Source organism: Maridesulfovibrio sp. FT414, from assembly GCF_050916235.1.
In the GTDB taxonomy this organism is placed as follows: domain Bacteria; phylum Desulfobacterota; class Desulfovibrionia; order Desulfovibrionales; family Desulfovibrionaceae; genus Maridesulfovibrio.
This window is the reverse complement of the sequence record NZ_CP104854.1, coordinates 3,294,915-3,307,264: the sequence shown is the minus strand read 5'-3', so window position 1 is coordinate 3,307,264 and position 12,350 is coordinate 3,294,915. Positions and strand designations below refer to the sequence as shown.

Below are 12,350 nucleotides of genomic sequence, written 5' to 3'. Positions count from 1 at the left end.
CATGGCTATTACCGCACAGATGGTTAAGGCCCTGCGTGAAAGAACCGGCGTAGGAATGATGGATTGCAAAAAGGCACTCGCTGAATGCGGCGGTGACGAAGAAAAAGCAATCACCTACCTGCGTGAGAAAGGTCTTGCCAAGGCTGCTAAAAAGGCCGGTCGCGCTACCAGCGAAGGTCTCGTAGGCACCTACATGCACAGCAACGGCAAGCTCGCCACCATGGTTGAGCTCAAGTGTGAAACCGACTTCGTTGCCAAGGCTGAGCAGTTCATTCAGCTCGCCAAAGATCTGGCAATGCAGGTTGCAGCAACCAACCCTGTTTGCGTACGCCCTGAAGAACTGCCCCAGGATCTTCTCGAGAAAGAAAGAGAAATCTACAAGCAGCAGGCTATTGCTGAAGGCAAGCCCGAAAACATCGCTGAAAAGATCGTTGAAGGCCGCATTCAGAAATACTACAAGGAAGTCTGCCTTCTCGAGCAGGTCTTCATTAAAGACGACAAAAAGACCATTAAAGATCTCGTCAACGAGACCATCGCAGTTCTCGGTGAGAACATGCAGGTCGGTCGCTTCGCTCGCATCAACCTCGCGGAAGCTGCAGCAGACGAAACTAAAGACGAAGAATAAGACGTCACCGAAAACGGGCCGCAAGGCCCGTTTTTTTTGTCCAATTTTTAACAAGCGGACCAAACCTGTACCAGGGACTATAGTTGAAACGACGAAATCACTATACCATCCGAACAGGATCTGAACGAAAGACACTGAATCGGGAACGGCATGAAGCCTCCTGTGTTGTCGGTGAATTTCGAAGATGAATTTTTCAAAGCTCAAATTCAATACGGAATGCCCGTTTTTGGATTTGGGCTTTTTAAGGGGCAAATTTCGGTTGCAGCCGAAGTTCCCCCACGGGTTAGCAGTATGCGGTAATATCTGCTAACGTGGACGAACTGCACGGAAACGGAACAACTGTTTATTTGAAAACACCGGATGGCGGATCAGATTCCCGCAAGCGCCAGAAGAAACACATCCGGATAAAAGCCCAGCACCAACAACCGGACAAGATCCGCTTAAAAAACAGGGGAAAGTATGGACAAGTTGCACTATTCACGGGTAATGATCAAACTCAGCGGTGAGGCACTGGCCGGAGATCAGCAGTTCGGTATCAAGCCTGCAGCAATCAGCCAGTTTGCCGGCGAGATTGCAGAGGTGGTAAAGAAAGGTCTGGAAGTCGCTCTGGTCATCGGTGGCGGTAACATTTTTCGCGGCATGTCCGATTCTGCAAAGGGCATGGACCGTGCTTCCGCCGACTACATGGGAATGCTCGCAACCATCATGAACGCTCTGGCAGTTCAGGACGCTCTTGAAAAACTCGGTTGCGATACCCGCGTAATGTCCGCAATTCCCATGCAGGCCGTTGCCGAGCCTTACATCCGCCGCAGAGCCGTCCGTCACCTTGAAAAGGGCCGGGTGGTAATCTGTGCTGCAGGAACCGGTAACCCCTACTTCACTACCGACACCGCCGCAGCACTCAGGGCCATGGAGCTTAAGACCGAGGCGATCATCAAGGCGACCAAGGTTGACGGAGTCTACGACAAAGACCCCATGAAGCACGACGATGCAGTAAAATTTGAATCTATCACCTACATTGAAACTCTCGAAAAGAGACTGGGCGTAATGGACTCCACCGCCACTTCACTGGCCATGGACAACAATATGCCCATCATTGTCTTCAACCTCTTTGAGAAAGGCAACATCGAGCGGGTTGTCAGGGGTGAAAAGATCGGAACAATTGTTCACGGAGGATAATTCTTTATGATTAATGAAGTTTTTGCCGACGGCAAAAAAAGAATGGAAGGCGCGCTGACCTCCCTGGAAGGCGATTTCGGAAAACTGCGCACCGGACGTGCAGCCACTTCGCTGGTGGATAAGATCCCCGTAGATTACTACGGCACACCTACCCCCATCAACCAGTTGGCTTCCGTTTCCGTACCGGACTCCCGTACCGTTGCCATCCAGCCCTGGGACAGGGGTGCTTTCTCCCTTATCGAAAAAGCACTGCAGCAGTCCGACCTTGGTCTCAACCCGGTCAACGACGGTAAGGTCCTGCGCATCATCATTCCTCCCCTTACCGAGGAACGCCGCAAAGAGCTGGTCAAGATCGCCAAGAAGTACACCGAAGAGTCCAAGATCGCTATCCGCAACGTGCGCCGCGATATGAACGATACCCTGAAGAAGCTGGAAAAGGACAAGGATATCTCCGAGGACGAACAGCGCAAGGCACAGGACGACGTTCAGAAGCTCACCGATGACTACGTCAAGAAGTGTGATGCTGCCTGCGCCGAGAAAGAAAAGGAAATCATGGAAATCTAGTACGATGCTGCCCCGACATTTAGCCGTTATCATGGACGGCAATGGACGGTGGGCCAAAGCGCGCGGGCTGAAAAGGAGCGAAGGTCACAAGGCCGGAACCCAGGCCGCGAAAAACATCGTCACCAGATGCCGGGAACTTGGCATCGAACACCTGACCCTCTACACCTTCTCCAAGGAGAACTGGGCCAGACCAAAAGACGAGATTGCCACGCTCTTCGATCTGCTGACGGTATTTCTCAAGAAAGAACTTACCAGCCTGCGAGAGCAGGACATACGCCTGAAAATACTGGGGGAACTCTCTGAGTTCCCCTTCGGCGTCAAGCAGGTTGTGGCCCACACCATCAAAAAAACGGAGGACTGCAAGTCCATGACCCTCAACCTTGCCCTGAACTATTCCGGGCGGGACGAACTGGTCAGGGCCTGCAGAAAAATGGTCGCAGAAGGAATAAGTGAAGACCGGATAACCGAAGAAACCATGTCCGACTACCTGTACACAGCCGGACAGCCCGACCCGGACCTGATAATCCGCACCAGCGGAGAGCTGAGACTCTCCAACTACCTGCTCTATCAGGCCGCCTATTCGGAACTCTACTTCACTGATGTCTACTGGCCCGACTTCACCCCCGAAGAACTCGACAAGGCTCTGGCCGAATATGCTCGCCGCCAGCGCCGGTTCGGGAAAACCGGCGATCAAATCTAGATCACGAAAGCCTACGGAACCGCCTCTGATTTTTTCGGGGGCGGTTTTTTCTTTGATTCAAACCCTGCATACCTGAACTCCCCCCTGCTGTCCTGCAGCACATCCTGCGCACCCAGATATACTGCTGGAAATATTCTTCCGCCAGCCCCGCATATAACTATATAAAATCGTTAACCGGGCGCTCACTCATTCAGGTAAAAAAACATTAGCAAAGCTCTTTATGACAATAACAAAATGTGCGATAGATTAAAGATATCCAAGTTCACATTTCTTACTTCAATCCGAGATCTTTTACAGCCGGATCCGACAGCAACCGCATGAACAGAGGGAGGTCTTTCATGTATTCCACATTCAGGAGCTGCATTGCCTTGTCGATTGCAGCCTGCATCCTTGCTGCAGGCTGTGTTCCCAAACAGAACTCCGCAATTCAGCAACAGGCCCCAGTACAGACAGCAGTAAGAACCGAAACAGTGGTCATAACACCGCTGGTTACTGCAACAGCCCAGAGCAGAAGCAATGTCCGTGAAGTTTCATCTTCTAAATCAAACGTCGTGGATATTCTTGCAGAAGGAACTCAGATAGAAATAACCGGCAGAAACGGCAACTGGTACAAAGTCAAACGCACTGACGGAACCGGCGCATCCGGATTCGTTTACCACAAACTGATCACTCTGGACTTCGGAAACTATCTGGGAACCAGAGGATTCAACAAAGAAAAGGCCACGGTATACGATGCACCGGACAAAAGCCGCCGGACTCCGCTGGACCTTCCCGCCCAAAGTCAGTTTGACATCGTCGGATACGAAAACGGTTTCTATCAGGTCAAAGGTGAAAACTTTGACGGATGGATTGCCTCAGAAATCTGTGTGGCCGATCCCCTTGCGCCCATAGCCAAGACTAAGACCATCACCGTAGCCTGCAAGGACGGAACTGCCACGGTTCAAAAAACCGTAAGTGGAAAGCAGGTTGCTACCGCCCAGCCGGAAAAGAAGTCTTCTTTCAAATCCAGCACTAAGAGCAAGACGACCACCACCAAGAAAAAAGCTTCGGCAGACAGTGGTGTCGGCGCAGCTCTTTTCGGAGCATTTGCTTCCGCGCTCCTTGGCGGGGGCGGACAGCAGCATGCTGTGCAGCCGCAAAGCCAGAACGATGCCATCAAGGATATTCTCAAGAGTGTCAGCGTGGGTAAGGAACTGGCCCAGAAGACTGTTGAAATCCGCGAACAGATGCTGACTGCACTCAACGAGACCAGAGCATTGCAGTCTCTGGTCGGAGCCACTGTTGCAGCCATGAACGACAACTACAAGGCAGCAGCAGATACCGCCCGAGGTGTCAGCACAACCGGAATGAAGAAAATTTCCATCAAGGCCTTCATTCAGGACCTTTCCTACGAGCCTACAGAGTCAATTGAAGGCGCTGCCGTAAAAATCGCTGAAAACGGCAAAATGCTCAACGCGCTGGAAAATCAGATCAAGTCGGAAGCTGCAGACTTCTCCAACCTCAATGCGCAGCAGATTCAGAACCTTGATTCCATCATTGATTCGTTCTCCAACAACCTGCACGCATCCAATGCCATGTATGACCTGAGCATTGAAAAATCCAACAACGTCATCGTCGGCATCGACAGGGCAATCACTGCCTATGATGAAAAAGCCGGCCCCCTTGCCGCGGAAGTAACCAAGCAGGCAGGTATCGTAGCCCTTGCAACCGCAGAACTGGTAGGCCAGATCAGCAACGCCCAGAACAACCCCATCGGAGCGCTTACCGCCATACCAAGGCTGATTGAGATTCAGGAAGAACTGACCAACCTGACCACCCTGTTCAAGGACTTCCAGGCAGACTACGAGTACATCGAAAACAACTCCGCGCTGATCACCCAGCAGGGCAAGGACATCAGCCGGATCATCATGACTGCGCGACGCAAGAACACGCAGGTAACCACCATGCTCGAATCGTATTTCCAGCAGAAGCTGGCCCTCAGCAGCAGACTCAAGGAAAAGCTGGCCAGTCAGGCTGCATCCGGATTTGCGGAAGTGGAAAAGAAAGCTTCCTCTGTCGCTCTGGCTGAAGACATGTTAGACTAGATAAAACACTTTAGGAGTTTATAATGAAGAAAATTTATATTGCAATCCTCTGCATGGCCCTTCTGCTCGCATTCGCAGGATGCGGATTCAAGCACGCCGAGTCCGCCAAGACCTCCATGCATGACGTCAACCAGTCTGCAGAGGATCTGAAGGAAGAGACTGAAACCTCCAAGCAGAAAACCGAAGACATCAAGGAACAGGAAACTCAGGACACCGTCCAGGGTCATAAGTGGTAGCAGCATGGACCGCAGACTTTGCATAATTCCGGTTCTGCTTGCGGCTCTCCTTTTTGCGTCCATAGCCGAGGCTCGGGAACTCTACATCATTCCCTCGGCCATCGGAAAAGTTCGCAACAAGGAAGACGACAGGCATAAGGACGAGCTGGAAGAGATACTCAACGACAAGGAATTCAAAAAGGAACTCCGTAAAGGGATTCTTGGATTCCTCAAGCGTGCAGCCGCGAAAAACGAGGGAGTGAACATCAAGCGGGCCGAATTCAACACCCAGTTCGACCCGGAATCAATTCTCGTCCCTCTGCTCTTCTTGGACAACGTGGTCACGTTCGTTGACGAATTCGGATCAGCCGAGCAGACACTCTACAAAGGCAGTGTCTATATCGGCCTGAACTTCCTGCTCTTTCAGGCACAATCGGAGTCACTGGTCTATTCAGTTCCCATGCTGGTCTCGGTGCCCTATCTGGACAAGACCCCGAACTTCAGCCTTACACCGCTTGCCGGACAGATCCGGGCTGCCGTAGTCCAGTTCTTTACCGACAAGAAACGGCTCAAGCCGGATGCCCAGAATGAACTCGGGAACTGCCTTGCAGACCTTGAGTATCTGTTTTCGACCAAAACTTGCGAGATAAAAAACATCAACCTTTCCGACGGGACCAAAAAGCGCATCGAAAATCAGGCCAAGTATGTTTCACTGGCTCAGATGCTGGCCGCACAGGCCCTGTCCGAGGAGCATCTGGTACTTCCTCCCAAGTCCAGACTCCCGGCTTTCCGCAAAGGGCTTCATGCCGCAGTCTCCATGTTCGGGGTCTCCTTTCAGCAGGGTGCGGATAAGTCAGGGTTCTCGGAAAAAGACAACGTATATCAGACCAGCATGCGCATGCCGGCACCTCAGACCGTCTACAGCATGCTGATCAAGACCGGAACCAAGGATAACGACCTCGGTCCTTACATTGAACGCAACTACACTACCGCAGCCATCATCGAGGGAGGCGGCGAAGTAATCAAGTGCATCAAATCAGTAGATGCCACCATAGCCAAACGGCACACAAAAGTTTCGGACGTTTATTACTACAACAGCCTGATCAATGCCCTGAGCAACCTGAATCAGTGCAAACGGTAAACCGGTCCCGACTAGAGACGACCGCGAGTCCAGGAGAATGACATGAACAAGAAATCGGCCCTTTCCGTACTGGTCAGCATCGTGCTGGTAGCCGTTTTTGCATCCACAGGACTATGCGCCGGTAAGGACGGATTCAAGATCTACTCCAAGAAGGGAAAGCCGACCATCGTATTCTCGCTTGTCCCGCGCGTAAAAGGTGAAAACCTTTCCCCGCAGGAGTGCGAGAACCTGATCCGCAACCTCAACAAGGCCCTGCAGCAGGAATTCAACGAGGCCGGATTCGAAACCCACCGCGACCGCATGATTACAGGATTCCTGCTCGATTCCTGCAAACGGTCCTATGCAACATCGCAGCAGACCGTTACCGAAGATGAAATCATCGACATAGCCCGCGACAACTTAGTGGACTACGTGGTGATTGGGGCTTCCGAGGTGGATATATCATTTGACGAGGATTACGAACAGTACACCGCGCTGGTGGACATAAACGGTGACTTCCTCGGAGTGGAATTCGACCCGCCCACCTCATACGCCCTGAACCTGACCGGGGAATACATGCATCCAGACAAAGATAGGCTCATCAAGCTGGCAGTAATCGACCTGGCCCGCAAAATTGCCCGACTCAGGACCATTGATACGGTGCTCAAGCACTGGGATGCCAATAATAAGAAGAAAAAGTAGCTTTCTCTCCGAAAAACTGAGAGCCCTGCGGAGTTGATCAAATCCGCAGGGCTTTTTCATTCATGGCTTCCGGAAAGCTATTCTGCTTTATCCGGATTAACTATTACCTTGACCAGTTCCTTTTTCACTTCATCTTTGGAACCTTCAAAGATTCCACTTGCCAACTGCAGGAACGGATCCGCATTTTTGGTTTCCACAATCACGGTCTGGAGGGTGTAGGGAAGCAAACCATCCTTATCTACACCTTTTTCCAGCTTCAATCCAGACATCCACGCTGTAGTCTTACCAGTCAAAGCTATGTCGTTCAACCTTACACCCGGCACGACTCCCTTAAACACCATCGTTCCTGTTGCAAAAGAAGTACTTTTAGCCGCTTCCGTTGCAGTGTTCCCCGGTTGCTGTAAAAGGAAGGTAAACGCCAGGTCTCTCTCTTTTTTGAATGAACTCGCTAAGTTTGAGCCGTACTCAAAATACTGCGCCTGCATCTTAACAGAGGAATCATCACGTGAACGCTGGATAAGAGATTCAAAATACAGTTTCGGTGGGGATGCGACCCCTATTTTCTTAAGAAAGTTCTTAATCTTTTGGTTTTTGTATCCATCCAGCCCGTCCGAACCAACGGTGCCGAAGTCCCCAACGACAACTGTCAGACAACCGGTTTCAGGAAGAACAATCTGTTTACCTGCCTGAACTTGCAGATAACCGTCTGTGGCAGGCACGGTCAGCATGTATTCATCAGCTTCAGCTGCTTTCGAGAGAGTATTGCCAATAAAATCGATTGTTTTACCGATAGCGACAGGAGCAACAGCAGCAATGATCGCGCCTACCAGTGCTGCCGATCCATCCTGCGGTTTTGCCCCGTCTTTACTGGGACATGAATCAGTCACGAAAGCCCGGACGTCGATTGTTGATACTTTCTTACCTCCACACCCAAGCAAACTGAGACAACACACTAAAACAATGATGAACCTCACTTGAAACATATGCCCTCCACGCTTAGCAGTTAACATTCATAACAGGCTATAACCTGAACCAATAAACCACTTTTATTATTGATCAGATGGAAACACCGTAAGCCTCGGTGAACGCTTCTTTGACATAGTCCATCGACGCATAGCCGAACCCAGCATGTCCCCATCTGTTAGATCCCCAACTGTTCCTGATTATAAAACGGTTTTCATCATATCCGACTAACGCTACAGCATGACCGTACTGGGCAGTATTTGCATAATACGAGTCCATCTGATCTGAATGGCTCGTGAACGAATGCCATGTAGAATCAACATCAAGACGAGTAAGGACCGGACCACATTTCGAAATCCACTCTTTCCAATCATCTAAATTCCTGCCCAGGTTATAGTACCCGGCAAGTCTCAACCTTGAAGCAATGGAATAAAAATCCGTTTCTTTTCCCCGATATAAACTGCCAAGACTAAACGGTAAGACTGAATCCGTAACTATTCCGTATTTACGGGCCACCATCAAAGCCGCCTTGAGATTGGTTCCGGACCTTTCAATAAATGTTGTCGGGTATGTTACATAGTCATCAAACTCCTTTGATGCCATCCATATAAATCTCACAGACAGCTTTTCATCATCCCCAATGCGACCTGCTTTCACAAAATGCCACCTAAGCACCGAGTCGGCCAAAGCCCACCCAACACACGCTCCAGACTGTCCCTGATCCCCGACATCCCACCAATTCTCTCGTAAATCCACACTCTTCGGAATAGGTCCAGGTACAAGCACTCCGGAATTTCGAGCAGAATCAATTGTCCAGTCCGAATCGGTATTACGTGATTTAAGACAGTTTAAGACCCTGTTTTGAGAAACTCCGGTAGCCATGCGACCCCTCCAAAAGCAAAAGATTACCTGAGTGCTGATAAACAGCGCACCTTTTTACTAACCACCTAAAGATTTATATTATTTTTAATATAACAAATTTTAAAATATATGTTAAGTTCATTTAATATTTTTACCAGCAAAACATATAGAACCATAAAATACCAAATAATTTCCTTGGTTAACTTCCACCTATTAAAAAAGACCCACATAAAAAAAGGGAGAGTGACTTTTTCAGACACTCCCCCTTTCGGCTATATAACTGGTTGAGAAGGAACGGTTTAATCGTCCTCTATCTGCGACGGATCAAGTTCGGCATTGGCGTACTCCATGTGAAGCCCGGAACCGATGAACAGTTCGCAGACATCCGGGTCAATATGACGATCCTTGACCATGAACCCTAGAATTTTGATGGCCTGAGCCAGCTTCATGGGCTTCTTATAGGGCCTGTCCTTAGCGGTAAGGGCCTCAAAAATATCGGCTACAGCCATGATGCGGGCCTGCATCGGCAACTGGTCTTCGGAAAGGGCATTCGGATAGCCGGTTCCATCCAGCTTTTCATGGTGGCCGGCCGCATATTCGGGAACACGGGAAAGACGTTTGGGAAACGGCAGGCGCGAAAGCATTTCCTGGGTGATCCGGGCATGGCTTTCGATTATCTTGCGCTCCTCGTCAGTCAGGGTTCCCTTACGGATACAGAGGTTTTTGACCTCATCGTCGGTAAGCCAGTTAAATGTCTCCCCGTTGCTTTCATAGGTGCGTGCGGCGATTTCCTTCACGCGCTCAATGCGCTCATCGGACATAAATTCTTTGGGGATATTGCAACCGAGAATGAACTGACGGTCTTCCTCCACGCCGGACAGAACATCTGCATAACGGGCCTCTATCCCGGAAATTTCCGCAGCATCTGCCCCGTTGCGCAGGGCCTCGACCGTATCCTGCAACTGCCGTGTCCTGAGGGTCTCGGCAATCAGCCTGAAGCGCGTGTCAACCAGTTCACTGCGGTCAAAAATCGTCTCAAGTTTGGTGGACTTATCCACAACATGCTCAGGAATTGAAATCTTACCCACATCGTGCATCCAGGCCGCAAGCTTAAGCTCTTCCATTTCATCATCGGTAAAGTTCACATCCGCGAACCGCCCTTCGGTCATGGAGTTGACCTTCTCGGCAATCATCATGGTGAGAGTCACCACCCGTTCAATATGGCCGTTCGTATAGGGGGATTTGGCGTCAATGGCGGCTGCAATGCTCTGGATTACCGAATACAGCAGATCCTTGAGGCCCTGTATGAGCTGAGTATTTGTCAGCGCAATGGCAGCCTGCGAGGCAAGGGAACCGATAATATCAACAACATTTTCGGAAAATTCGATGACATGACCTTCGTCATCCAAGGCGTTCAGGAGCTGAAGAACGCCGATAATGTCCTGCTCGTGGTTCTTGAGGGCAATAACCAGCATGGACTTGGATCGGTATCCGGTGGCAGCGTCGTATTTGCGCGGTCCGGTAAAGTCGAAGCCTTCTGCCTCATAGACATCGGCAATGTTTACGGTTTCCCCTGTAAGGGCGCAGTAGGAGGAGACGTTAGACTGGTTGGGCTTATTGCCGGGACCATAAAGGGGGACCGGTGGCAGGGTAATCTCGTTCCCGCTTGTGCCGCCCATGCGTACGTTCATAGTGTCATTCTGAAGGATGGAAAATACGAGTTTGCGGCTTTCCTTGTCCACAATGTATAGGGTTCCGGCATCGGCCTTGGTCAGAACGCGGGCCTCGTCCACGATCATTTCAAGCAGACGTTCAAGGCGTGTTTCCCCGGACAGGGCCAGCCCGATCTCGGTCAGACGGTCAACCAGACTCACCTGACGGCTGAAAAGATCACGCACAACATCCCGCACCGGGCATGTTCCACTTTCTAAGGCACGCCGACACCCCGCCTTCCCGGACTTAATAACCGCGCGATCAAGAATTTCTTCTACGTCAGCGGGACCGGAAGCGACCATATCAGCAATATTATTCTGCAAACCAGACTCCTCCAGAAAACGAAGCAGGAAATATATTACCGTTTAAGATACTTCATCAATACAGATAAAATAGGACAGGAGCAATTTCTTTGTACAAATCAGCATTCAATGTAACTCATAATAACATACCAGATATTCTGACTTAACACATTATTCCTGCATCCGTCACCTTGTCAGGGGCAATATATCCAATAAATGAAGGCCCGGACCGCCCTCCGGCATTGAGGCTGCACTTATGCCCGAATTAATGTGGAAAACTATCCACTGACAGCTTGCCCGCTTTCCATTAATGAATTATAAAAATGAAGTTTTTTTGCAGGTCAAATTCAATTCTGCGCAAAAGGCAAACCGCTCTTGCTCTAATCAGGACTTGGACTCAGCCAAGGGACAGGCAGAAAACACGATTAACAACGAACGAACATCCATAATTATATTTCCGGAACCCTAACCGAGGATTTCATGCCCTTAAGCAGCCTTCAACAACGGATAGTAACCTCTTTGCTCCTCATCGCCACCCTGGCCACCGCCCTTATCATGGGTGGAAAAGTCCTTATCGGCGCCCTGACGATCTTCTGCATTGTCGCCCTGCATGAATTCTACGGAATGTTCTGGCAGGATAAATCCAACCGGCTGTCCCGCTACATGGGTATGGCTGCCGGAGCGGGAATCATCATGACCTCTGCACTGGTTTCCCCGGTATGGATGCTGCTGATCATGCTCGGAGCGTTCTGGCTGTTCAACTTCCGATTTCTTTTTTCGTTCAGCTCCAAGGGCAGAGAGGCGTCCTACAAAGACAGCCTGATTCTGTTCGCCGGTATCGTGTACATTCCGGTAACTCTTCAGTTTCTCACATCCATGAGCAGTTGGGAGATTCTGCTGGTGCTGCTTTCATCCTCGGCATCCGACACTGCCGCATTCTACTCCGGCACCTATTTCGGAAAAAAGAAAATCTGGCCTCAGGTCAGCCCCAAGAAATCATGGGCCGGGTCCATCGGCGGATTCATAGGCTGTATCATCTGCTGCACAATTTTCGGCCTCATATTCGGCAAGGCTCCGGCATCCCTGTGGATTCTGCTTGGTGCGGCCCTCAATATTGCTTCCCAGATGGGAGACTTCTTCGAATCCGCACTAAAACGTAAACTGCAGATCAAGGACTCCGGAAAAATCCTTCCCGGACATGGCGGAGTGCTGGACCGCATCGACAGTCTTGTGCTTGCCCTGCCGGTATACATTCTGGCAAGACAGCTTTATACATTCTTTTAACCGGGTGCGCCTAGCCCCGAACTTACGGAAAAATACAA

General features: G+C 50.3%; 12 protein-coding genes. 9 read left to right on the top strand and 3 right to left on the bottom strand.

Features of this window, described 5'->3' with window-relative positions; translation table 11 throughout:
• Position 1 precedes the first annotated feature (1 nt).
• The 8 genes from tsf (at position 2) to N7E73_RS14685 (ending at position 7,189) form a co-directional block, all read left to right on the top strand.
• Positions 2 to 625, top strand: a complete 624-nt coding sequence (gene tsf / locus N7E73_RS14720; protein WP_432735658.1) for a translation elongation factor Ts — start codon at positions 2 to 4, stop codon at positions 623 to 625.
• A gap of 459 nt (positions 626 to 1,084) precedes the next feature.
• Complete coding sequence (pyrH, locus tag N7E73_RS14715; RefSeq protein WP_432735656.1) at positions 1,085 to 1,804, top strand: UMP kinase; 720 nt, start codon at positions 1,085 to 1,087, stop codon at positions 1,802 to 1,804.
• A 6-nt stretch (positions 1,805 to 1,810) separates the two neighbouring features.
• Positions 1,811 to 2,368 (top strand): ribosome recycling factor, encoded by a 558-nt coding sequence (gene frr, locus N7E73_RS14710; RefSeq protein ID WP_432735655.1) that lies wholly within the window; start codon positions 1,811 to 1,813, stop codon positions 2,366 to 2,368.
• Between the two features lie 4 nt (positions 2,369 to 2,372).
• Positions 2,373 to 3,068 carry an isoprenyl transferase gene (locus tag N7E73_RS14705; protein WP_432735654.1) on the top strand — a complete coding sequence of 232 codons (696 nt, stop codon included), beginning with the start codon at positions 2,373 to 2,375 and terminating at the stop codon, positions 3,066 to 3,068.
• Positions 3,069 to 3,406: 338 nt separating this feature from the next.
• The gene (locus N7E73_RS14700) at positions 3,407 to 5,152 is read left to right on the top strand and encodes an SH3 domain-containing protein (RefSeq protein WP_432735653.1); all 1,746 of its coding nucleotides are present in this window, start codon (positions 3,407 to 3,409) and stop codon (positions 5,150 to 5,152) included.
• 23 nt (positions 5,153 to 5,175) lie between these two features.
• Complete coding sequence (locus N7E73_RS14695) at positions 5,176 to 5,388, top strand: hypothetical protein (protein ID WP_432735652.1); 213 nt, start codon at positions 5,176 to 5,178, stop codon at positions 5,386 to 5,388.
• A gap of 4 nt (positions 5,389 to 5,392) precedes the next feature.
• Positions 5,393 to 6,508, top strand: coding sequence for a hypothetical protein (locus N7E73_RS14690; RefSeq protein WP_432735651.1), 1,116 nt, complete (start codon positions 5,393 to 5,395; stop codon positions 6,506 to 6,508).
• Between the two features lie 42 nt (positions 6,509 to 6,550).
• The gene (locus tag N7E73_RS14685; RefSeq protein ID WP_432735650.1) at positions 6,551 to 7,189 is read left to right on the top strand and encodes a hypothetical protein; all 639 of its coding nucleotides are present in this window, start codon (positions 6,551 to 6,553) and stop codon (positions 7,187 to 7,189) included.
• A gap of 77 nt (positions 7,190 to 7,266) precedes the next feature.
• On the opposite strand, the gene N7E73_RS14680 is transcribed toward N7E73_RS14685, so the two are convergent.
• The 3 genes from N7E73_RS14680 to N7E73_RS14670 all read right to left on the bottom strand — a co-directional run bounded on the left by N7E73_RS14680 (position 7,267) and on the right by N7E73_RS14670 (position 11,049).
• Positions 7,267 to 8,172, bottom strand: a complete 906-nt coding sequence (locus N7E73_RS14680; RefSeq protein WP_432735649.1) for a hypothetical protein — start codon at positions 8,170 to 8,172, stop codon at positions 7,267 to 7,269.
• Between the two features lie 73 nt (positions 8,173 to 8,245).
• Positions 8,246 to 9,034, bottom strand: coding sequence for a C1 family peptidase (locus tag N7E73_RS14675; RefSeq protein WP_432735648.1), 789 nt, complete (start codon positions 9,032 to 9,034; stop codon positions 8,246 to 8,248).
• Between the two features lie 278 nt (positions 9,035 to 9,312).
• Entirely contained in the window at positions 9,313 to 11,049 is a 1,737-nt protein-coding gene (locus N7E73_RS14670) for an HD domain-containing phosphohydrolase (RefSeq protein ID WP_432735647.1), read from the bottom strand.
• Between the two features lie 459 nt (positions 11,050 to 11,508).
• Here N7E73_RS14670 and N7E73_RS14665 point away from each other — a divergent pair, with 459 nt between their 5' ends.
• Positions 11,509 to 12,312 (top strand): phosphatidate cytidylyltransferase, encoded by an 804-nt coding sequence (locus N7E73_RS14665; protein WP_432735646.1) that lies wholly within the window; start codon positions 11,509 to 11,511, stop codon positions 12,310 to 12,312.
• The last annotated feature ends 38 nt before the right edge of the window (positions 12,313 to 12,350 follow it).